This is a genomic window from Vibrio sp. 10N.222.55.C6 (assembly GCF_041473395.1).
Lineage (GTDB): Bacteria > Pseudomonadota > Gammaproteobacteria > Enterobacterales > Vibrionaceae > Vibrio > Vibrio crassostreae_C.
Genome location: NZ_JBFRSD010000044.1, coordinates 1 through 21,218 on the forward strand (window position 1 = coordinate 1; position 21,218 = coordinate 21,218).

22 protein-coding genes are annotated in these 21,218 nt (G+C 44.2%); 14 read left to right on the forward strand and 8 right to left on the reverse strand.

From position 1 onward, the window contains the following. The 7 genes from AB4486_RS21085 to AB4486_RS21115 form a co-directional block, all read left to right on the forward strand. Positions 1 to 953 (forward strand): EAL domain-containing protein (locus AB4486_RS21085; protein WP_372118508.1); only part of this gene is annotated, 953 nt, incomplete at its 5' end. Positions 954 to 1,176: 223 nt separating this feature from the next. Beyond that, positions 1,177 to 1,548, forward strand: coding sequence for a GntR family transcriptional regulator (locus AB4486_RS21090; protein WP_004729948.1), 372 nt, complete (start codon positions 1,177 to 1,179; stop codon positions 1,546 to 1,548). After that, positions 1,545 to 2,399, forward strand: coding sequence for an ABC transporter ATP-binding protein (locus AB4486_RS21095; protein WP_017079596.1), 855 nt, complete (start codon positions 1,545 to 1,547; stop codon positions 2,397 to 2,399). Before AB4486_RS21090 ends, AB4486_RS21095 begins: the two co-directional genes overlap by 4 nt. After that, entirely contained in the window at positions 2,399 to 3,256 is an 858-nt protein-coding gene (locus tag AB4486_RS21100; protein ID WP_017083226.1) for a hypothetical protein, read from the forward strand. The genes AB4486_RS21095 and AB4486_RS21100 overlap by 1 nt, the downstream gene beginning before the upstream one ends. Before the next feature lie 955 nt (positions 3,257 to 4,211). After that, the gene (locus tag AB4486_RS21105; RefSeq protein ID WP_017066682.1) at positions 4,212 to 4,499 is read left to right on the forward strand and encodes a putative quinol monooxygenase; all 288 of its coding nucleotides are present in this window, start codon (positions 4,212 to 4,214) and stop codon (positions 4,497 to 4,499) included. Beyond that, positions 4,499 to 5,053 carry a nucleotidyltransferase family protein gene (locus AB4486_RS21110; RefSeq protein WP_372118511.1) on the forward strand — a complete coding sequence of 185 codons (555 nt, stop codon included), beginning with the start codon at positions 4,499 to 4,501 and terminating at the stop codon, positions 5,051 to 5,053. The genes AB4486_RS21105 and AB4486_RS21110 overlap by 1 nt, the downstream gene beginning before the upstream one ends. A 163-nt stretch (positions 5,054 to 5,216) precedes the next feature. Next, entirely contained in the window at positions 5,217 to 5,654 is a 438-nt protein-coding gene (locus AB4486_RS21115) for a bifunctional diaminohydroxyphosphoribosylaminopyrimidine deaminase/5-amino-6-(5-phosphoribosylamino)uracil reductase RibD (RefSeq protein ID WP_371725209.1), read from the forward strand. Between the two features lie 17 nt (positions 5,655 to 5,671). Here AB4486_RS21115 and AB4486_RS21120 read toward each other — a convergent pair whose 3' ends face one another. Then, a complete protein-coding gene (locus AB4486_RS21120) occupies positions 5,672 to 6,124 on the reverse strand; it encodes an NUDIX pyrophosphatase (protein WP_016769103.1) in 453 nt (150 codons plus the stop codon). A 291-nt stretch (positions 6,125 to 6,415) separates the two neighbouring features. Here AB4486_RS21120 and AB4486_RS21125 point away from each other — a divergent pair, with 291 nt between their 5' ends. The 3 genes from AB4486_RS21125 (at position 6,416) to AB4486_RS21135 (ending at position 10,135) form a co-directional block, all read left to right on the forward strand. Beyond that, on the forward strand, positions 6,416 to 8,128 hold the full coding sequence (locus AB4486_RS21125; RefSeq protein WP_017064883.1) for an RluA family pseudouridine synthase: 1,713 nt from the start codon (positions 6,416 to 6,418) through the stop codon (positions 8,126 to 8,128). 155 nt (positions 8,129 to 8,283) lie between these two features. After that, positions 8,284 to 8,664 carry a hypothetical protein gene (locus AB4486_RS21130; RefSeq protein WP_017064884.1) on the forward strand — a complete coding sequence of 127 codons (381 nt, stop codon included), beginning with the start codon at positions 8,284 to 8,286 and terminating at the stop codon, positions 8,662 to 8,664. Positions 8,665 to 8,974: 310 nt separating this feature from the next. Beyond that, positions 8,975 to 10,135 (forward strand): multidrug effflux MFS transporter, encoded by a 1,161-nt coding sequence (locus AB4486_RS21135; protein WP_102428768.1) that lies wholly within the window; start codon positions 8,975 to 8,977, stop codon positions 10,133 to 10,135. A gap of 201 nt (positions 10,136 to 10,336) precedes the next feature. Here AB4486_RS21135 and AB4486_RS21140 read toward each other — a convergent pair whose 3' ends face one another. From AB4486_RS21140 to AB4486_RS21155, 4 genes are all read right to left on the reverse strand, one after another. Continuing rightward, positions 10,337 to 11,695 carry a Na+/H+ antiporter NhaC family protein gene (locus AB4486_RS21140; protein WP_372103357.1) on the reverse strand — a complete coding sequence of 453 codons (1,359 nt, stop codon included), beginning with the start codon at positions 11,693 to 11,695 and terminating at the stop codon, positions 10,337 to 10,339. Positions 11,696 to 11,884: 189 nt separating this feature from the next. Beyond that, complete coding sequence (locus tag AB4486_RS21145; protein ID WP_372103359.1) at positions 11,885 to 12,649, reverse strand: hydratase; 765 nt, start codon at positions 12,647 to 12,649, stop codon at positions 11,885 to 11,887. A gap of 205 nt (positions 12,650 to 12,854) precedes the next feature. Beyond that, positions 12,855 to 13,160 carry a DUF3861 domain-containing protein gene (locus tag AB4486_RS21150; protein ID WP_017060575.1) on the reverse strand — a complete coding sequence of 102 codons (306 nt, stop codon included), beginning with the start codon at positions 13,158 to 13,160 and terminating at the stop codon, positions 12,855 to 12,857. A 34-nt stretch (positions 13,161 to 13,194) separates the two neighbouring features. After that, positions 13,195 to 13,686 carry a DUF2798 domain-containing protein gene (locus AB4486_RS21155; protein ID WP_372118515.1) on the reverse strand — a complete coding sequence of 164 codons (492 nt, stop codon included), beginning with the start codon at positions 13,684 to 13,686 and terminating at the stop codon, positions 13,195 to 13,197. 97 nt (positions 13,687 to 13,783) lie between these two features. On the opposite strand from AB4486_RS21155, the gene AB4486_RS21160 reads away from it, so the two are divergent. Further along, the gene (locus tag AB4486_RS21160) at positions 13,784 to 14,209 is read left to right on the forward strand and encodes a MarR family winged helix-turn-helix transcriptional regulator (protein WP_017060573.1); all 426 of its coding nucleotides are present in this window, start codon (positions 13,784 to 13,786) and stop codon (positions 14,207 to 14,209) included. 111 nt (positions 14,210 to 14,320) lie between these two features. Here AB4486_RS21160 and AB4486_RS21165 read toward each other — a convergent pair whose 3' ends face one another. Then, positions 14,321 to 15,382, reverse strand: a complete 1,062-nt coding sequence (locus tag AB4486_RS21165; RefSeq protein WP_029235615.1) for an MBL fold metallo-hydrolase — start codon at positions 15,380 to 15,382, stop codon at positions 14,321 to 14,323. Between the two features lie 187 nt (positions 15,383 to 15,569). After that, positions 15,570 to 17,354, reverse strand: coding sequence for an SgrR family transcriptional regulator (locus tag AB4486_RS21170; protein WP_372118517.1), 1,785 nt, complete (start codon positions 17,352 to 17,354; stop codon positions 15,570 to 15,572). Positions 17,355 to 17,956: 602 nt separating this feature from the next. Between AB4486_RS21170 and rimK the strand changes: the two genes are divergently transcribed. Continuing rightward, a complete protein-coding gene (gene rimK / locus AB4486_RS21175) occupies positions 17,957 to 18,862 on the forward strand; it encodes a 30S ribosomal protein S6--L-glutamate ligase (protein ID WP_372058078.1) in 906 nt (301 codons plus the stop codon). A 32-nt stretch (positions 18,863 to 18,894) separates the two neighbouring features. Then, positions 18,895 to 19,323: a RimK/LysX family protein gene (locus AB4486_RS21180; protein WP_004740039.1), complete on the forward strand. Its 429-nt coding sequence runs from the start codon at positions 18,895 to 18,897 to the stop codon at positions 19,321 to 19,323. A 146-nt stretch (positions 19,324 to 19,469) separates the two neighbouring features. On the opposite strand, the gene AB4486_RS21185 is transcribed toward AB4486_RS21180, so the two are convergent. After that, positions 19,470 to 20,258: an MBL fold metallo-hydrolase gene (locus AB4486_RS21185; RefSeq protein ID WP_104216066.1), complete on the reverse strand. Its 789-nt coding sequence runs from the start codon at positions 20,256 to 20,258 to the stop codon at positions 19,470 to 19,472. A gap of 202 nt (positions 20,259 to 20,460) precedes the next feature. Here AB4486_RS21185 and AB4486_RS21190 point away from each other — a divergent pair, with 202 nt between their 5' ends. Then, positions 20,461 to 21,063, forward strand: a complete 603-nt coding sequence (locus AB4486_RS21190) for a 2OG-Fe(II) oxygenase (protein ID WP_017071587.1) — start codon at positions 20,461 to 20,463, stop codon at positions 21,061 to 21,063. Positions 21,064 to 21,218: the final 155 nt, after the last annotated feature.

Genomic DNA, 21,218 nt, shown 5'->3' on the forward strand with positions numbered 1-21,218 from the left:
ATTTGATCAACAACGCCGTTCGAATATCTAAACGATCTATCGAAGCTCGATACAAGAACTCACTATTGCCTCTATTAGTCGATTCGATTTCCATCCAGAAGAATGGTTACCACATCTTAAACCTTGGCGAAGAGAGTAAATCTATCTATCAAACCTCCCTACCAACGGGTGCAACCATCACCTTCTACAGTGACGACATTGTTGCACTATGGATTGCGCTTTCTCTGATACTCGCCACCCTGCTTTATCGCTCCTATATTCTGGGTTTCGTGATCTACCTGTTTCGTTGGAAACACATCTCCTTTGAAGAAGAGCCCATCATCAACACCGAAGACAACAGCGTCCTGTATTACGAGTTGCTATCTCGTGTGCGTAACGTTGGCGTTTTAAGCTTCATCAACACCATGAGACGCACCAATTTACTCACCTTTCACACTATCTTGCTCATCGAGACGGTCAGAAAAGCCAAATTACACAACAGCCATGAGATCTATGGTGTCAACGTGTGTCCGAGCGCTTTGGTGGGGTCGAACTTCGCAAGGCTCAGAGAGCATTTAGCCGCGATGGAAGCGAATGAATTTGTCGTCGAGATTACTGAATATTCGAACATTGGCTATGGATGTGAGGTTATCGATAACATTAAGGATATCAAAAAGCTTGGTATTACTATCGCTCTGGATGACTTTGGTACGGGCAATAACAACATCGAAATCATCAATGTTATCTCTCCGGCCTATCTAAAACTGGATCGTTGCTTTGTTAAGGATATCGAGTCAGGAGAGCACCATCAGGGTGTATTGCTTAATATCTCTGAGATTGGACGCTTATCAAATATCACGATGATTTATGAAGGTGTCGAGACGCGCAGGCAGCAATATATCTTGTGTCAGCTAGGCTACAACTTACATCAAGGCTATCTGTATAGCCGGCCTAATGACTCAGAGGAGCAATAAGCCCTGCCTAATAGAAATCTTGATGAGCAACCATTTCCTATTCAAATAATCATCGCTCATACAGCTGCTTGAAAGCCCACAAGGAAGTAGGCTTCAAGTACCCTCCCCGCCAAACATGCTTTATCCAACTATAAAAATATCCGATCCATTTTCATAAAACCCTTGCCAATTCGTATAAAAAGGTTAGTGTTATACACATGTATATCACCATGCAGTTTTAATTATGACCGAATGGAAAGACGACCAACCGATCTTTAGGCAACTTGCCGCAAAGATCAGTGACCAAATTCTTCAAGGTGTTTGGTTAGAGCAACAAGCATTACCCTCTGTGCGTGCGGTTGCTGCCGATCTCAAGATCAACCACCTTACTGTCATGAAAAGCTATCAGTTACTGGTGGATGAAGACTTGGTAGAGAAAAAACGCGGCCAAGGCATGTATGTGGCCGAAGGGGCACTTCAAAAATTGAAAGAGTCTGCACACCAATCATTCATCAACACACAGATCCCAGCCATCGCTGAGACGCTAGGCATCATTGATATGAGTGTCGAAGAACTCGTGAAACAGCTAGCACAACATATAAAGGACAAGTCATGAGTACGTTACTTTCCGTGAAAAACGTAACCAAAACCTATTCAAATCAAGTGGGTGTCGAAAACATCAGCTTTGAGTTAAAGCCAGGACAAGTACTTGGTCTGCTTGGCCACAATGGCGCGGGTAAATCGACTCTGATCAAATCACTGCTTGGTGGACACAACTATCAAGGTGAGATTGAAGTAAACGGCTACCACCCTATCCACCAGCACGCAGAGCTCATGCAGCACTTGTCGTACATCTCAGATGTTAACGTGTTACCAGAGTGGATGACGGTTAAACAACTGCTTCGATACACACAAGGTGTGCACCCTAGCTTCAACAAGCAAAAAGCAGAGCAGACGTTAAGCAGCACCAATATTAAGTTGTCTTCTACTATCAAGCAGCTTTCTAAAGGGATGAAAGTACAACTTCACCTTGCGATCATCATCGCGACTGACACTCAAGTGTTGATCTTAGATGAGCCTACACTGGGCTTAGATTTGCTGTACCGCGATACTTTTTATCGCCACCTACTAGAATGGTTCCACGACGGCGAACGCGCCATGATCATTGCAAGCCATGAGGTTTCAGAAATTGAACACCTATTAACGGATGTACTGATTTTGAAGCAAGGTCATTGTGTACTGCAAAAAAGCATGGAAGACATCGAGAGCGACTATTTCATTATTGAAGTCGCAAACAACCATTCAAGCGAGATTCAGAAACTCAACCCACTGACCTCACAATCAGGGCTAGGCACTACTAAGTGGTTATTGGAAGGTCAATACAAAGCGCAGGTTGAATCACTGGGTAACATCTATAACGTTGGTCTCGCAGATCTATTCCTTGCAACACAGATGGAGAAGGCATAATGCATCCAAGTTTTTACATGCTAGAAAAAGAACTCATCGAGCACAAAGTTAACACTCGATTGCCTCTGTTTGTCGCGTTATGTGGTTTCTTACTGTTCGTTGGTCTGTTCTTTAATGGCGCAGCACAACATGAGTTTTTCTTTGAAATGCAAGTGAACGGTGACGTGAGCGACATCCACAGAGAGTTCGCACAAGATCTCAACTCAGTGATCTACTTTGGCGCGGGCCTTATTTCACTGATCCTGTCGACGCTATATATCCCTAAAACGCTGCGTAAAGAGCGCCAAGAAGGCAGTTCGATGTTTTGGAGAAGTATGCCGGTATCTAACGCAATGACTCACGGCGTGAAGCTAGGATTCGGTTTAGTGGTTATTCCGGCTATCTGTGCATTGTTAGTGCTGTTCGCAGATTTTCTATTCTGGATATTGAACGTCTCAAGTGAACAACAACTGGCGCTATTGGTTGAGCAGCAATCTCTGTTTTATGTGCTGAGCAACTGGGTCGTGTTTTTTGGACGAATGATGTTAGTTGCACTGGTTTTATTGCCACTGGCAACCGTCACTCTAGCGATTTCGCAGCTGGTAAACTCTCCATTGCTTGTCATTTTCATCTCAAGCTATGCGATTAAGTTCCTCTCTGTCGCAGTGTTTGGGTTCTATGGCATCAATGACTTCCTATCTCTCATCGCGTCATTACCAATGAATGTACTCATAGCAAGCAACCCATTAAGTGCGATTGCAGAAGCGCCGATTTTATCTTTAGGTATTTACGCACTGATCGGTGTTGGTGGCTATCTACTGAGCCTAAAGCTAAATAGAACGGACGATGTGAGCTTAAAGACGCTGTTCCAACGTTAGAGTCTATCCTAAGCACGAGCCTTTATCGGGCAGTCACATCAGATATCAAAATCTAAATCAAAGCTTCTGAGAAATCGGGAGCTTTTTTATTATCAAGACGTTAACGAGTACAGGGATGCGATAACAAGGAACAAGGAACAAGGAACAAGGAACAAGGAACAAGCTTTAGTTTGGGGTAACAGGTTTAACAAACGAAGATAAACTTAGAGGAGGTATTAATGAGCTGACATTGAATTGCATTGTTGTTAATGCCTGCCAGCTCTTTGGGGATGATTTCGTTAGTCGCCGACCAGATGAAGGTCCTTGAGAGTGCTAATGAAATCAGTTTGTTGCGTTTTACATTTGATTAAGCTTTTCAGCTTTTAAAGCTCTACGATTAAAGCTTATTTCTTTGATGCTTCTTTTGACGTGTCTTTCCAGTATTGGATACGAACGCGATGAAGCTGTGCTCTTCTCATTTTTTTCATAAGGGATATTTCCTTTTCTTTAACTGCTCTTCATGAGCTATTTTTATTGCCAACCATTCGAATCTAACGGTGTTTGATGTCCAGATCAATGATACAAATCACAAAATTTATAGAGTTTTGAGTACCATTTACATCAAAGTATGACCTAGATATCAACTATGGCTCAATTCAATCCTATGAGCCGCTCTTCAAAATTAAGGTTAGTTCTCTCAGATGACAAATTCATTTCAGTATCAATACAGTTCAATGATACTAATTTAATAGACCGGACCAACGCGGATTTAGTTCCAACGTCTTATTTTTTATTGCTCACATCGCCCCTAAAGTTACGCTGTAACCAAAGATGTATTCAATGTGAACAATTAATCGCCACATTAGCCTATACGTCACAACATCAAAATGGGATTATGTTTGTAACGGGTAAAGCTTTTTATAGAAAAAAGCCGTAGTGGACAAAATTAAATAGACGTAATTAAATGGACGTAATTATGAGTAAAGTAATTCTGCAAGGGCATATTCTAGTGCCAGACAACGACCTAAAAGCCGTCACACAAGCCTTGATTGTACACAAAGAACTGACACTGGAAGAACCTGGTTGTATCGTGTTTCGAGTCAGTCAAAGCACGCTTCAACCTAATCGCTTTGAAGTGTATGAAGAATTCACTAGCCGAGAAGCATTCGAAATGCACCAACAGCGAGTAAAAGCCTCTGAATGGGGTGAAATCTCCCAGAACGTGACACGTCACTACCAAGTCACCGACGTTCCGACATCATAATGATACATCCGCTAGCCAACCACATCGTCACGTTGATCAAACAAGATCCCTTACGAATGCAGGTTTTAGACTGTGTCGCTCACCTGGATTTGCCGCAGTGCTATGTTGCTGCGGGCTTTGTGAGAAACCTCGTTTGGGATCACCTACATGGTTATGCCTCCCCGACTCCACTCAATGATATTGATGTGATCTACTTTGATCCCATTGATACCTCTTACGAATCGGATCTTCGATACGAGGCTCAGCTTAAACAACGGTTACCTGAATTGAATTGGCAAGTTCGCAATCAAGCCAACATGCACACCAGAAATGGGGATGAGTCTTACCAAAGCTCATTGGATGCGATGAGTTACTGGCCAGAGAAAGAGACCGCAGTGGCCGTAAAGCAAAGCCTCAATGGAGACATCGAATGTATTTCGTCTTTTGGTTTAGAGAGTTTGTTTGATTTGCAAATCACACCCAACCCAAAGCGTAACCGAGATATCTTTGATCAAAGAGTACAATCCAAGAACTGGCTGACCCAGTGGTTCAAGTTAACGATTAGTCACAGTTAACTAGCTTTCGAATTCAAAGCTAAAACCATTGACTAAAAGCCCAATCAGATCGAACATGCCCCCACTTGTTAGCTTATTAATTTATTAGCTTAGTAACTAATCAACTCATCAACCGCACGCGACCACTAACTGCTGCGCTCTCTCGTCATACTGAGTAACGACCATGAACCAACAATACATGCAGCAAGCTCTTGAAGCTTCGCGCCAAGCCCTACCCGATTGCCAACCAAACCCGCCAGTAGGGTGTGTTTTGGTGAAAGACGATAAGGTGGTGTCTGTTGGATACACGCAAAAAGTCGGCGGAAACCACGCCGAGGTTGAAGCACTCAATAACTATAACGACAAAACGGACGGAACAATGGAAGGGGTTACCGCTTACGTAACTTTAGAGCCATGTTCGTTTGTCGGCAGAACACCCGCTTGCGCCAATACATTGGTTAAAGCAGGTGTAAAACACGTAGTCGTGGCGATGCTAGACCCAGACCCTCGTAATAATGGTCGTGGAGTTGCCATCCTTGAATCGCACGGCGTGAAGGTGGATGTGGGGTTATGCCAAGCGCAAGTGAGCGCCTTTTTAACCCCTTACCTTGGTAAGTCCTAGATCTTAAACAGCCAGTATTAGTTCAATTTCACTCGGTAAAGCGGATTGACTGGCTTATCGACAAAATACGACCAAATATGATCGTAGACGGCATGTTGGTTGGGGAACGGCGCTAACGCTTTTGCTTCTTCTAAATTACACCAGCGGTACTCGGTGTGTTCGTCATTCAGTTCAATCGCTTGGTTGGGTGGGCATAGCACCGCAAACACAGGGATTAGCTGAATTACATTAACGTGCGCCTCGTAAAACTGCTCCAGAAACTGCGCGTTATACAAAGCTTCCACTTTAATTTGGGTCTCTTCTTCAAATTCGCGCACGATAGCCTGCCAACCTGTTTCGCCCGCTTCAATCGAGCCTGCGACATGGCACCAAAATTCGCCTTTAACACGCTTCATTAATAGCATTTTCATTTGTCCGTCGATCTCTGAAATAGCGACACCGGAAACAATCGAAGTATTGAGTGGAATCATAACGTTACCTTAGTTTTCATAAGAGGGCAGCAAGGCTACCACCCTTGGTTTGTTAAATTGTCTTCTATGATTAAAAACGAGAAGTTACTCATCAATTAATGGTGTTCAAGCTATAACTCATGGGTTCAGTATTAACCGTCTCGCTTAGCTATCCAGTAATAGAACCATTTCTTATTTGAGGCGCTTTTCGATAAAGAGTAGAATCGCCGCCTTGTACTGTGTTTAACGTCTCTAAACATACACAGTAGACTCACAACCATTTATCACCACGATATAAGTATTAATACGACTATGCACTCATCAAAACCAACGCACGACTCAGAAAACAGCCACACACCTGAGCATTGCTTCACTCGTTTTCAACAGCCGATCGAGTCATATTCGTTGCCTGAGCGTTTCACATTCCCGTTCTACTACGAACCGCACCCACTGTGTGAAATCGCTTCTCATCAGCTTCAACAATATCTAGAAACTCAAACCGACTGGCAGCATGACTTCGGACTGGATTCTGACGCTGGTCGCGGCAAAATGTTTGGTGTGTTATTGGTGAAAAGCCCTGAAGGTGAATTGGGGTACTTCTCTGCTTTTTCAGGGAAAATCGCCGACCAAAACCTACTGCCTCACTTTGTACCGCCCGTGTTCGACATGCTCAGCAGCGACAGCTTTTTCCATCAAGACACAGCCGACATGATGGCTGTCAACGCTGAGTTTAAAGCGCTGCAAGCAAATACTGAATACCTTGAATTGTGCGAGCAACTGGCACAGCAAAAAGCGCAAGCCGAGCAAGAGATTGAAGCTCAACGTCTATTGATTATTGAAGGCCGAAAAACGCGTAAAGAACAACGTGAACAAGGTAAAGAAAACCTTGATGAGCAAACTTTCGAACAGCTAAATAATGAGCTAAACAAAGCCAGTGTTGCCGACAAGAACCAGCAGAAGTACCTAAAACTTAACTGGGAACAGACCCTGCAAGTGTTGCAAGCTAAAGTTGATGTGTTCAACACTCAACTGGCTGAGCTAAAAGAGCAAAGAGCACACATTTCTCATCAGCTTCAACACAAGTTGTTTTCACAATACGCTTTCCAAAATGCGGAAGGAAGCGTTGAAGACCTTAACCAAATCTTTGAAAACACGCCAAACAAGATACCACCAGCTGGCTCTGGCGAATGCGCTGCGCCTAAATTGCTGCAATACGCGTACTTACATGGTTACACGCCACTGGCATTGGCTGAATTTTGGTGGGGCCGCTCTCCAAAGTCGGAAATCCGCAAGCACAAGAAATACTACGCTTCTTGTCAGAGTAAATGTGTGCCGATTTTAGGCCATATGATGAAAGGCCTAGAAGTCGATCCAAACCCATTGCTAGAGAACCCAGCAGAAGGCAAAGAGCTGGATATTCTGTTCCAAGATGAGCACATCGTGGTAGTACACAAGCCAGCAGGTTTTCTATCCGTGCCGGGTAAAACCATCAAAGATTCCGCCTACACACGTGTTCAAGAAATGCATCCCGATGTTGAAGGCCCATTTGTGATTCATCGCTTAGACATGGCGACCTCTGGCATTCTAATCTTCGCTCTCACACGACGTGCGAACAAGAGCTTACAGAAGCAGTTCATTACTCGTGAAGTCGAAAAGCGTTACGTGGCAATGATTGAAGGCGTTCTAACAGAAAATGAAGGCTATGTTCGACTGCCATTGCGTGGTGATTTGTATGACCGCCCTCGTCAAATTGTCTGCTTCGAACACGGCAAGCCAGCAGAAACCAAATGGGAAGTGATTGAGCGAAACGGGCAAACCACTAAGGTTTACCTGCATCCTAAAACAGGGCGTACACACCAGTTGCGTGTTCACTGTTCACACCAAGAAGGCCTTAACATGCCTATCGTCGGTGACGGCTTGTATGGCAATAAAGCCGACCGATTGCACTTACACGCAGAAAGACTTGCGCTGCACCACCCAGTCACCAAAGAGTGGATGGAATTCCAGTTCGACGCCGAATTCTAAAATCTCTCATTAGTACCGAGCTTTGATAAGGAGTCACAACCGCTTGTGGCTCCTACCTCTTTTGGGTATATATCCACGCTTATTGCACTACATCAAGATTCACTTTGTTGTGAAGAGTAGCATGCCCACCTTCTTCTCTCCTTGAGGCCTTTGATATGTCATCAGCTGCTTTGAATTTACAACCTAACAAACTGACTTCCCCATTAATTGCGACTCAAGCACCGAGCTTGAAGCCACTTACATCCAAAAAGCCAGACTTAAACTCGGCAATGCTTAACTTAATTGAAGAAGTTAAAAACGAACTCCCACTTTACGAGTCAGAGACGTTTATCTGTGGTCCAAAAGGAAATTGCTCGGGTTGCTCTAAGAAACTACTAGAGATGGTCGACAGTGAGTTAATGTATTGGGAGCACAGTATTTCCATTGGCCAAGGCCCCAACTTCGAGGAACTGCGCCGCTTTGGTAAGCTATGCAGCAGTGTTAGACGCGGTTTAGAGCGTAACGGTTTAGTCGAAAAGCGCCCAAAGAAAAGATAACAAGCCAACTCGATAATCATTACAATGTGTCGTTGGCGATCACAAGCTACCCTGCTACTAACTGATTGAACTCGTTAGCTATAAAAGTAATAATGTTTTGTAATACAATTCAGTATACAGACCGACTTCGTAGATTCGGACTCATAGAGATAAGTTCATCGATACTTTCACCATATTCTTGAACAACTCTATCCTTCTTGTCTGACGTGCCTTAACCTTCTGTATATCAATATCACATCAATTAGAAACCTACCTTGGACAACGGAGAGCGACCTTGAAGAGACCACAACCAGTACTGGGAAAGACCGGTATGCTATTTTTTCTCGTCATAATAAGTGCTTTCCCTCCATTGACCATCGACCTTTACTTACCTGCGCTTCCGCAGATGGTCGAGGTGTTTAATACTGACCGATCAATGGTCAACCTAACCCTGAGCAGCTACTTCGTTACTTACGCCATCGGTCTTTTGTTCTGGGGGCCGCTCAGCGAAAAATTTGGTCGTAAGCCGATCCTATTAATTGGATTAGCGAGCTATATGGTCGCGAGCATATTGTGCGCGATGACCAATAGCATCGAACAGTTGATTAGTGCTCGTGTATTCCAAGCCTTTGCTGGCAGTGCTATCACCGTTATCGCTACCGCCATTGTCAAAGATCTTTATGACGGCCGAGAACGTGAAAAGATCATGGCGACTATCATGTCACTGGTGATCATCGCGCCAATGGTTGCGCCTGTATTTGGTGCCTTTCTACTGAAAATTGCTTCTTGGCGAATGATGTTTGTCACGCTCGCCATTTTTGGTGCATTTGCGTCAGTATTAGCTTGCTGCTACCGAGAAACACTCGAAAACAAATACCAAGGTTCTATATTCCGATCATGGGGAAGAATGGGCGTGGTCATGAAAAACCGCTCGTTCGTCAAGCTGCTGGTCATTTTCTCTATCATACCGATGGCGTTGATGGGCTTTCTTGCGGCGGGTTCTTATATCTACATCGATCACTTTGGATTGACCGAACAACAGTTTAGTTACGCGTTCGCATTCAATGCACTGTGCGCCTCATTTGGTCCAACAATTTACATGAAGTTGTCCTACCGAATGCCGGTTCAAAAGGTCATCTCAGGATGTTTTGCTTTATTAGCGCTTGCGGGAATCTTCACCCTAACCATTGGCGACCTGTCCCCTTGGTTCTTCATGTTCATCGCTGCACCAGCGACATTAATGGCGATCATCATGCGAGTACCGGGGACCAACTTGATGTTGAATCAACAAGATCATGACACGGGCTCTGCCGTCGCACTGATACAGTTCTTCAGCATGATTTGTGGCTCGCTTGGCATGGTATTAGTTTCAATCCGCCCAGAGTCACTGATTGAAAACCTAGGCTTTATCCAATTATCCATCGGTACGCTAGGCGGCCTGATGTGGCTAATGGTCAGAAACAAAGAGTTCGTGACTAATAAGCTGAATTAAAGCTCTCAAGCCTAATTGTCATTCACACTACAATAAACTTGAAAACCGCTATAACGAAATTAGAAACCGTCTACATAGGCGGTTTTCTTGTATTTGAAGACGTACATTGAATTTTCAAGCCATGAGTTTCACGCACAAAAAAGCTCCTATTAAGGAGCCTTCTTATCAGAGCCAGTGAGCACTCAGTTTGGTCAATTGTTACTAAGCTTGAGCCACTTGACGTGCTGGGTGTTTAATAAACACAGCAACCACAGCCACGATTGCAAGAGCAAAACAGTAGTAAGAGTTAGCTACAATATCCAAAGGCGATAGGTTAAATACCGAACCTAACAGCAATACCTGCGCACCGTAAGGCAACACGCCTTGAATCACACAAGAGAAGATATCCAACAAGCTTGCAGAACGACGTGGAGACACATTGTTCTCTTCCGCCAATTGACGAGCCACACTACCAGACACAATAATCGCTACCGTGTTGTTTGCAGTACATAGGTTCACCATAGATACCAAGCCAGCAATGCCTAGCTCACTCGCACGACCATTCGCTTGCTTAGAGTGTGAAGAGCCAAACGCACGAATCACACCACTTACTAAGTTAGTCAGGAACGCCAATCCACCTTGACGACGCATTAGCTCACTCAAACCGCCAATTAGCATCGACAATAAGAAAATCTCCTGCATGTTGCCGAAGCCTGCATAGATATCTTGAGCGTAATCAGTCATACCGTAGTTCTCAACAGAACCTAGGCTCACGCCACCCGCCAGCAAGATACCAATCGCCAACACGACAAAGACATTCATGCCCGATACCGCAAGAATCAAGATAGTGATGTACGGAAGGACTTTTAGCCACTCGATTGGACCTGTTTCAGGAACCTGAGTTGCCGTGCTGTTGAAAGCAAAGATAACAATCGCGATAAGTGCAGCAGGAAGTGCAATGCGGATGTTCTCTTTAAACTTATCTCTCATCTCACAGCCTTGCGAGCGTGTCGCGGCAATCGTGGTATCAGAGATGATAGAAAGGTTGTCACCAAACATAGCGCCACTTAGCACTACGCCAGCGGTTAGAGGAATACTCATGCCAGCTGAGTCAGCAATGCCTAGTGCAACAGGAGCAACCGCAGCGATAGTACCCATAGAAGTACCCATTGCCGTCGCAATGAACGCCGAAATAAGGAAGATGCCCGGTAGGATCATGCTCGTTGGGATAGCAGATAGACCAAGATTTACCGTCGCGTCCACGCCACCAGAAGCTTTAGCTACAGCCGCAAAAGCACCCGCCAATAGGTAGATCATACACATTGCAATAATGTCTTTGTGACCCACACCACCTAAGAACTGCTCGATCGCACGGTTCAATTTATCTTTGCTCAATAGCAACGCTAACATCACGGCAGGCAGAGCCGCAATCGGAGCTGGAAGCTGATAGAAAGCAAAATCGACGCCTTGTAGCGACAGGTATGTACCCACGCCAATAAACAGCGCAAGGAAAACGATCAGAGGGATAAGCGCCACTGCAGAAGGGGCAATTACCGCGTTAGAATTTTTTGAATTGGACATGGAACGACAACACAATAGAACAGGAAGGTGAGCAGACTAATGTCACACTTAGAACTTGTCAACGTCTAGACGTCTAAACGCCTAATTTAATGCAAAGTAATAAGAACCCTATTAAGCATCACGTAATAAAAAAGGCTATTTACTCATCAGTAAACAGCCTTTCGATAACAGATAGTGCGCCGCTAGAAGTTAGCGTTTCTGCTTGAACGTTACTTGGTATTCACCAATGCCTTCGTAGTGGAAGGTCGTTGGCTTATCGAATCCCATTTCTACAATACCGCAGTAAGAGCCCGTGATAATGGCTTCACCCGCTTGGAAATCAACACCACGACGTGTCATGTAATTAATCAGCCAGTAAATTGGGCTTGGTGGCAGTGTATTCGGGTGCTTACCGTCGAATGCTTGAACTTGCTCGCCTTGAGTCACTTCAATACTGATCTCTGCAGAAGTGAACGCTTTTTCGCGATCAATCTCAGAGCCAATAAATAGACCTTGGTTTACTAGGCCATCGGCCAGCTTTTCATAGAACTCAGCGCCGCTGTCATCCGCAAAACGAGACTGCATTAACTCAAGTGCCATGTGGCAAGAACCAATCGCTTCGTTGATTTGCTCTTCGCTGTAGCCTTCTTGGCTTGCAGGCAGGCTCTTAGCAAGCGTAAATGCGATTTCAGGCTCAACGCGTACTACGCCGTTGTCAGCAAACAGTTCACAAACTTCGCCTTGTTGAACGCTGCCCGAGAAGATTGGCGCAACAACAAACTTGTCTTCAGCCAGAGGAAGTAAGCACTTCCAACCGCCGACTTTATCGCTTTTCAAATCGATCATTGAAGATTGGATCTTTAGCGCATCTTCCAAGTTATTCGGACGGTACTGTTCGTCCAATCTTGGTGCTTTGGTGCCAGCAACACGACGACTCAACAGTTCTTCAGCTGCTTGTTTAAATACATTTGTCATATAATACCACCTTTAGTTTTATGACCAGTATAATATCGGATTTCTTAAAGCTTGAATAGACAATTCAACAACGGTGCTACACCGAAAATTCAGCCATCAATTTTCGCATATTCTAGACGCAAACAACTGAAACTATTTTGATTTAAATGTAAAAAAGCCAGTAAGTTCGTTACTGGCTTTTCGATGTGTTGCTGATGGTTAGGCTTTACTGCCCTTTCAACGTCTTCTTCAAATTCTGCATGAAGTTTCTGAAGTGAGGCATAAAATCAACAAACAGAGGGTGTTTTCTATCTTGCATCATCAATGGGCCTAACAAGCGAATGCTCACTCCTAGTCGCGCTGCTGATTGCTCATCTAAGCCGCTGTCATGTTTGATCTTCTCAACAATCGCGAACATATCTTCTCTGTCTTCAATTTCAAACTGCATGGTTTGAAGTTCACGATCTTCTTTGATGTTCACTTCTTCGATAGTGATACGGTAGTTATTGTGTTTGCCTGTGAATGCTTTCATTTGGACCTCCTAAAATGCTTAAAAAGTGTTTTGGTTAGCTCTTCATGAATCGTTCGAGCTTAGGTTTAACCGTCATCGACATCACGACCATGATCGCAAGGCCAATGGGAAGTGCGGCAATAAATCCATTAAACCATCCACTGGTAAACGCCGATGTATCCGAAAATCCAATGTTATTTGCCGCTGTTACAAATGCCATCATGGACTCCATTATGAATGCCATGATCAGTCCTACGATCAGGTTGCGAACTTTCTCGCTATAAGTTGTGAACACTCTAGCAACGGCTTTGGTGACTAAAGCCATCATCACCGTGCCCATTGGAATCATGATCACGACAACAAGGGCTAACGAAGAAAGCCAGTTGCCAATAAATTCCTCGCCGAATCCGACATTCATGTAAGTCATCACAGCCGTTAAACTGCCGCCAATCGTCAGCATTAAGCTCATCATGACCAAAACTTTGTATAAAACCGGTGTGCCTTTTTGCTCAGGAAGAGTTGGCGTTAGAGTTGCTTGAATCGTCATATCTATTTCCTGTCTTGAATTTACGAACAATTAAGTTGATAATGTCAACTATAAATACAGTAGTTGATAATGTCAACTATATTTCTAAGGATCGTTTATGTCTGATAACACATCGCTAGAATCAATCTTTCGTCTAGTGCACTCTTTGAAACGTCAAATGAGCGAACAGATTGAGAGCTTAGACTCAGAGATCGCACCTATGAACATTCGTGTCATGAAGATCATTACTAAGAAGTCTCCATGTACCGCTATCGATATCGCACACTTCCTAGATCGTGATAAAGCACAGGTCACTCGGCTCATTAATGCCTTGATCAATCAGGAACTTGTGAAGAAGTCTCCGAACCCGGAAGACAAGCGCAGCCAGTTATTGGTTCTGACTGATAAGGGTCAAGAGATCATGAGTAAGGTCTCGGATATCGATCGAGACATGCTGAAGAGAATGACCAAAGGCATGGCCGAAGACGAGTTAGAACAATTCAGAAAAATTGCGAAGAAAATGGCGCAGAACTTAGAAAGCTGATCTTAAAAATAAAACGAAAAAACGCCACCGAATCGTAAGATCGGTGGCGTTTCGTGTATAAGTTGGGTTGTACAGCTTAGTGGTTTAGCTATGTCTATTTGGATGACAGCTCTAATTCGATGCTAGTTTCCACCATGCCTGAACAGGTACAGGCTCTGAGATCACCAAACGTTCACCCATCACCGGGCTTACCATTTGTACATCTCGCTCTTTGCTTATCGCCAGTGCTTGTTCCATTGGGTCTTGCCAATCATGCATAGAAAGGTCGAAGGTACTGTTGTGGATTGGCATCATCACCTTACCTTGCAGATCAATGTGTGCCTGAACACTCTGTTCTGGGAACATATGAATATCCGCCCAAAGTGAGTTATACGCACCCGTTTCAACCATGGTTAAATCAAACGGCCCAAAACGGTCGCCAATCTCTTTAAAGCCATTGAAGTAACCAGAATCACCGCTAAAGAAGACTTTCTTGTCTGAAGCGTTAATAACCCAACTGCCCCACAGTGTTTGGTCACGATCAAGCAAGCCACGACCAGAGAAATGCTGTGTCGGTGTCAACGTGAACTCAATGTCTGAGGCCGTTGCCGATTCCCACCAGTTCAATTCGATGATCTTCTCTTTATCCACGCCCCACTTTTCCAACAGTGCGCCCACTCTTAATGGCACTAAGAACGTCCCTACTTTGTCGGCTAATACCTTCACGGCACCTTTGTCTAAATGGTCGTAGTGATCATGGCTGATCACTACCACATCGATGTCAGGTAGATCTTGCAGTGAGATTGGGGTTGGGTGAAAGCGCTTTGGCCCCATCCATTGCACTGGTGATGCTCGATCACTGAACACAGGGTCAGTCATCACTAGCTTGCCATCTAGCTTCATCATCACACTTGAGTGACCTAAGCGGTACGCAACGTCTTCTGTCTCTTCGATCAATTGCTCGGCTGTCATCGGAATCAAAGGCAATGCAGCACGTGGCACTGGCTCATTTCTTTCCACGGTTACATACGCTTTCAAGATTGAAAAAATATCAGACATGCCCGATTTGTACTCTAACTCACTGTTAGCAAACTTCTTTGGAAGCTTATCTAGATTGTCATTTGATTGTGAACCTGTGCTTACGATAGCGACCACGGCAAGTACTCCTAAAATCGGTAATAGATATTTTTTCATTGGTATCTCTTCAACCGTTGGGAAAGACCCAACTCAAAAACTACACTGACTAGTTTACATACCAAAACCAAAAAGTAAACCACAGAGTGTAATTTTTAATTTATCTAGACGTAAGCGTGTCAAAGTCGATTTTGGAAAAACCAACTTTGGCAACGAGTTAACTTAGTTATTTAGCTAGTCAGAAAGGTTAATCAGCAGACCATACATTCTTGAAATCTGGCCATCCCCAGTTGGTGATGGCTACGTTTTTAAGAATCCCTTGAAAACGCACGGTTTGTAGGTGATGGAACATAGGCACTAGCCAATAATCAGAAATCAACGTCGATGCAACAGGCTCCAACTCTGCCAAGTAATTAGGCAGTTCCACGGATGCTTTATGACTATCCAAGCGCTGCTTGAGCCAATCGCTGTTCATCTCTCCTAAAGCAGAGTGCAAAACAGGATCGTTCATCATCCACGAGAACAGCGAAGACGGAGCATTGTCATCGAGGTTCAAGTTACACAGCACCAAGTCCTCCTTTAACTCGCCACTCTGAGATAACTGAGCCAATTCTCGAAAACTGTAGGTGTTCACCTCAACTTCCACACCATATCGTTTGAGTATGTCAGATACGCAAATCGCACATCGATACAACGCATAATAATCGTAAACCGCTATACTCATCTTTTTCGGAAGTTGTGTCTCTTTCGAAGGCGTTCGATACAATTTCTGCCAACTTGGCAGTATATTTTGAGCTAAAGAGACACTAAACAGGCCCTTGTTATGTTCCAACTGTGACAAAATCGCTTGTGGGTTGGTCAGTTGTGAAAGGTATTTGCGCTGCTCATTATTTAGTGGGTTAGCCGCTGAGTTCTGATTGAACAGGATAAACAAGCATCCATCCTCGACTCGGCTACGAAGGCCGTCTGTGTCTGCTGAAACAAGTTCCGCATCGCTTTTCCCTAATTGATGGAAACAAGAAGAATTTCCATAAGGCGATACGTGCATTTGGCTGTCATCGAAACGAGCAGTGCCCGTCATTGATTCCTCAAACTGCCAGATAGTCACCTCATCGGTTAACGAGCGGCAACCATAATAGTGTTCAAATGCGGCAAGCTTGATTCGTTCATTATTGGTCTCAACCACTTTGAAGGGGCCGGTTCCAATCACAGCATGAGAGACCGAATTTAATGGCGATGGCTCTCGTGTGACTTGCGCAGCAGGTTGAATCGAATACTTAACGCCAGCCAATAAGCCAGCAAAGCCCGTATCTGCTTTGGTGAGTTGAAAGCTGATCCTCAATGGCTGTTCACTGTAAACCGAAGCGACATGGGCTAACTCTATCTGATAGAAAGGTAGGGGTTGCAAGGCTGAAAACAACGAAACGAGTTGCTTGGCGTCGACGGGTTGCCCATCGTGAAAGGTTAGGCCGGGGCGCAAATAGAAAGTCCAAACTAATTTTTCAGCATCATATTCCCAATGGTGTGCCAGTTCAGGCTTCAACTCGCCCTTACCATTACAAGTGACTAAGCAACTGAACACTTGCCTGATCAAAAAGCGTTCGCTACTGCGGTGAATATGATGTGGGAACAGGTCTTCAAACTTACGCTTATAGGTCAATTGAACGTGCAGCAATCCTTCACGCATCGTCGCGCCAGAGGTTTCTTGAAGGAGAGAACCAAATACAGCGCGGTCATTGTCTAAAAGTGAGAGCGCTTTTTCGTACTTACCCTGCTCTATCAGTTTACCGGCAACGTGTTGAGTCAGTTGTTGATTACTAAAGCGCAAAGTCAAATTTGAACGTTGATTCCTACCGACTTTTGGCTCCCACACCACCCATTCAGCTTGATGCATCTTACCAAGTAAAGTTCGAGCGTGACGCAAGCTTGTAAACAGCATATCCGCTACTTCGGCTAGGGTGACTGAATGAGAAATGTTTGGCTCGAATGATTCTAGCCGCGTGTAGTAACGCATCATGTTTAGATCAGACAAATAGTGAACCTTTTAAAGATAGCTCTTCCTAATTAAGCTCATTATAAAACACATTCATCAAAAAGTAGTGTAATGCGACCAAAACAGGAACAACCAATAAAAATACCATCTGTTTTTTAGTTCCTCTTAATTATCCATAATGAACGGGTCAGCAACAAACCATAGGTTGTAAATAAAGCCTAACCAGAGAGAGTAATGACCATGAGAAAATACTATCTTAACAAGCTAAAAAGCACCTGCAGTAAGCTCGAAAGAGAAGCACTACGAACACTTTTAGATCTATGTAACTGGCGTTATTAGTACACTTTTTAGCACCGAGTAAACGCGAGTTGGGTACAACCTAATATGCTCCTACCCCCAATATGAGTTAGGTCTCAACTCGCTTTTCCATTCCAATTCCCCTCTCAAGCCTGCTGTACCAATAGCTCACACAATCGATAAATTTCCGTTGTCGACTCGACAAATTTAATTCGTTTTCTTAGTTGAACGAAAAGCCTTAAGGTTCGCCCCGAAGCAAGCAAGGAGCCTCAGAAAAAACTGAAAGCTCAGCTAACAACTAATTTATTTGCAGTTACCAATCAGGTATTAACTAAGGAAACGCCATGCGTATCGCAATTCTTTCTCGCAACGAAAATCTATACTCTACCGCTCGTCTAAAGCAGGCTGGAGAAGCACGTGGTCATCAGGTCGATGTTATCGACACGTTGCACTGTGATATAGATATCGCGAGTAACAATCCGAAGATTCGCTACATGGGTGAAGAGCTACCTCAATACGATGCTGTTATTCCACGTATTGGCGCTTCCATTACCTTTTACGGAACTGCGGTTGTTCGCCAATTTGAAATGATGGGCACTTTTTGTATCAATGAGTCAGTAGCAATCAGTCGCTCTCGCGACAAACTGCGCTCACTACAACTGTTGTCTCGTAAAGGTATTGGCTTACCAAAAACAGGTTTCGCTAGCCGCCCAGACAAGATTCAAGACCTGATCAAAAACGTAGGCGGCGCGCCACTTGTGATCAAGCTTCTTGAAGGCACTCAAGGTATCGGCGTTGTACTAGCAGAAACAAACAAAGCAGCAGAAAGCGTTATCGAAGCGTTCATGGGCCTAAAAGCGAACATCTTGGTTCAAGAGTTCATTGAAGAAGCAAATGGCGCAGACATCCGTTGTTTTGTTGTTGGCAACAAAGTAATTGCTGCAATGAAGCGTCAAGCTGGTGAAGGTGAATTCCGCTCTAACCTGCACCGTGGCGGCACTGCTCAGCTGGTTAAACTAACCAAAGAAGAGCGCGCAACAGCAATCAATGCAGCGAAAATCATGGGATTAAACCTATGTGGTGTAGATATCCTACAATCTAAGAACGGCCCAGTAATAATGGAAGTAAACTCTTCTCCAGGCCTAGAAGGCATCGAGAAAGCAACGGGTAAAGATGTAGCAGACATGATTTTCGAATTCATCGAGAAGAATGCAAAACCAAACGCTAACCGTACTCGTGGCAAGGGCTGATTGAATACCGATAACTCATGATTGGAAAGAAAATGAACAATAAAATGATCATAGGGAATACCGAAGCACTTTGCTTACCAGAGTTAGGGATAACTGGACTACATACACGTGTTGATACAGGGGCTAAAACCTCTTCTCTACACGTAGACAATCTACTATGTGTTAAATCAAATGGTGAGAAATTCGTAGAGTTCGACCTTCACCCAGACGTTTATCACCTAGAAGAGACGGTGCGCTGCAAGGCGAAACTGAAAACAAGTAAGAAAATTAAATCATCTAACGGCGAAGTTGAACACCGTTGCGTGATTGAAACCATGCTAAGAATCGGTGGCCAACAATGGCCGATCGATATCACGCTAAGCAACCGTCAAGACATGACTTACATGATGTTGCTTGGACGTCAAGGCATGAGTGACAAAGTGATTGTTGACCCTGCGGGTGAATTCCTGCTGACTCACTAATCCGAGTCATCGTAACCGCTCCACAGGTTATAACTAAAGCTACTCACAACGATATAAGGCCAGTCTCATGACTGGCCTTATTGCTATCTATTTTTCTATTTCTACTTTCAGCTCTGAATACACGACTTTGCATTCAAGCTTCTGATCTATTTCTTCGATTTACCATGAGATTGAAAACCAAATCGCCCAATCGATAAAAGTAATTTCTTGGTTTTGATTTTCGTCACTCGCCAATGTGTAACAGGCCTTCTTGGGGCACTCATCAACAGGTGTTCAAAAGCCTTCTGACTGAAATCGACTTGCCCACCATGCGCCACCAGCAAGGTATCGAGCTGCATGTCATAAATGCGCGATACAGACGCTCGATACTTATTAGGGTGAAAGATAGGAAACGGCGGAATCAGCTTCTTCTTAACCTCGACCATTAAATCGGCCACATAAGCCACGCTGTGTGATGGGCAATAGACCGAGAGATCACGGTCGGTATGGCCCGGTGTTTCAAGAACCAACCAATCATCAAACCCTGGAATACTATCCCCATCAGACAGCTTGTAGTCCGGCTTTAACTTTCTTGAATACCATAGGTTTGCTTTAGGCTTGCCTAAGCGGTTCGCCATCCACCTAGCAAGCGCTAAGTCGGTCAGGTGCATCAAAATGCCATCGATGCCGTGATACCAATCTTTGTCTCGGTTTGCTGCCACCAAGTTACAGCTCGTGAGCTTTCTGAGCTTGTGCGCTGCCCCTGCATGGTCAGGATGCATGTGTGTCACCACAACCGTGTGGAGATCAGAAAAATCACGCATAAGTTCGGTTTCAATAAAAGCCTTCAAATGCGGAATATCGGCTCGACATGCGCCATCGAGCAACAGTAATTTGTCCGGATACTCCACCAAGTACATGTCTTGGATGTAACCTTTAATGGTATGCAGCTGCAAACCCACTCCTTGTGATAATTCAACTGGTCAGACCTACACCATAGCAAACTCACATTTATTTGTAACAAATTTGTTAACTATAAAATCACATCAAAGTACCATGCTCTTCCGCTCTTTTATCGTGACGACAAAATACGTGATTTGTTGACCTAAGTTATTAGGACTATATATGCGCCTCTAATTTATTGTCTGAGTGCTATACATGAACCAATTAATCGATGCTCTTTCTACCCAAGGTTATTTCGTTTGGGATGACTTCTTAACTCAAGAAGAAGTGGTGGCATTGAGGGATTGCATTCCAGAGAACTGGAAAAAGGCTAGGATTGGCCGTAACGATGAAGTAACGCGAGAGTCGACCATTCGTAGTGACAAGATTCAATGGGTGCGCCGCGATATGGGTCAGCCAGCATCTCTGTTCCTAGACAAAATGGAACAAATTCGTTTAGCGGCAAACCAAGCGTTCTTTTTGGGTCTGTTCGAGTACGAAGCGCACTTTGCTAAATACGAAAAAGGCGACTTCTACCAGAAGCACTTAGACTGTTTCAAGGGCAATGAAAACCGCCGCCTGACCACTGTGTTCTATATGAATGATGAGTGGACAGAAGAAGACGCTGGTGAACTTGTGGTTTACGACCTAAAAGACAACCACATCGCGACCATTCCACCAAAGTCAGGCCGCTTATTTGTGTTCTTATCTGAACAGTTCCCACACGAGGTACTGCCGACAAACACAGAGCGATTCAGTATTGCAGGTTGGTTCCGTATTAACGGCGTGAAAGACAACCAACTCGATATCGCACACTAGAACAAAGCCGATTATAACAAGCTCTAGCTTATTCAAAGCCTCTCCTTCGAGAGGCTTTTTTATTGAACAACAGTTGTTCAATAAAACGTCTTAAAAACCGAACATGTTCAACATCAAAACCATCAATAACTTTACTCTTAAATAAAATCGAAACG

Bases quoted from the DNA above. Each gene is read 5' to 3' on its own strand.
- rimK (WP_372058078.1), top strand. From the start codon at position 17,957: ATGCGTATCGCAATTCTTTCTCGCAACGAAAATCTATACTCTACCGCT.
- AB4486_RS21115 (WP_371725209.1), top strand. From the start codon at position 5,217: ATGAACCAACAATACATGCAGCAAGCTCTTGAAGCTTCGCGCCAAGCC.
- AB4486_RS21105 (WP_017066682.1), top strand. From the start codon at position 4,212: ATGAGTAAAGTAATTCTGCAAGGGCATATTCTAGTGCCAGACAACGAC.
- AB4486_RS21135 (WP_102428768.1), top strand. From the start codon at position 8,975: ATGCTATTTTTTCTCGTCATAATAAGTGCTTTCCCTCCATTGACCATC.
- AB4486_RS21190 (WP_017071587.1), top strand. From the start codon at position 20,461: ATGAACCAATTAATCGATGCTCTTTCTACCCAAGGTTATTTCGTTTGG.
- AB4486_RS21140 (WP_372103357.1), bottom strand. From the start codon at position 11,695: ATGTCCAATTCAAAAAATTCTAACGCGGTAATTGCCCCTTCTGCAGTG.
- AB4486_RS21130 (WP_017064884.1), top strand. From the start codon at position 8,284: ATGTCATCAGCTGCTTTGAATTTACAACCTAACAAACTGACTTCCCCA.
- AB4486_RS21125 (WP_017064883.1), top strand. From the start codon at position 6,416: ATGCACTCATCAAAACCAACGCACGACTCAGAAAACAGCCACACACCT.
- AB4486_RS21160 (WP_017060573.1), top strand. From the start codon at position 13,784: ATGTCTGATAACACATCGCTAGAATCAATCTTTCGTCTAGTGCACTCT.
- AB4486_RS21165 (WP_029235615.1), bottom strand. From the start codon at position 15,382: ATGAAAAAATATCTATTACCGATTTTAGGAGTACTTGCCGTGGTCGCT.
- AB4486_RS21100 (WP_017083226.1), top strand. From the start codon at position 2,399: ATGCATCCAAGTTTTTACATGCTAGAAAAAGAACTCATCGAGCACAAA.
- AB4486_RS21120 (WP_016769103.1), bottom strand. From the start codon at position 6,124: ATGATTCCACTCAATACTTCGATTGTTTCCGGTGTCGCTATTTCAGAG.
- AB4486_RS21145 (WP_372103359.1), bottom strand. From the start codon at position 12,649: ATGACAAATGTATTTAAACAAGCAGCTGAAGAACTGTTGAGTCGTCGT.
- AB4486_RS21110 (WP_372118511.1), top strand. From the start codon at position 4,499: ATGATACATCCGCTAGCCAACCACATCGTCACGTTGATCAAACAAGAT.
- AB4486_RS21095 (WP_017079596.1), top strand. From the start codon at position 1,545: ATGAGTACGTTACTTTCCGTGAAAAACGTAACCAAAACCTATTCAAAT.
- AB4486_RS21090 (WP_004729948.1), top strand. From the start codon at position 1,177: ATGACCGAATGGAAAGACGACCAACCGATCTTTAGGCAACTTGCCGCA.
- AB4486_RS21180 (WP_004740039.1), top strand. From the start codon at position 18,895: ATGAACAATAAAATGATCATAGGGAATACCGAAGCACTTTGCTTACCA.
- AB4486_RS21150 (WP_017060575.1), bottom strand. From the start codon at position 13,160: ATGAAAGCATTCACAGGCAAACACAATAACTACCGTATCACTATCGAA.
- AB4486_RS21155 (WP_372118515.1), bottom strand. From the start codon at position 13,686: ATGACGATTCAAGCAACTCTAACGCCAACTCTTCCTGAGCAAAAAGGC.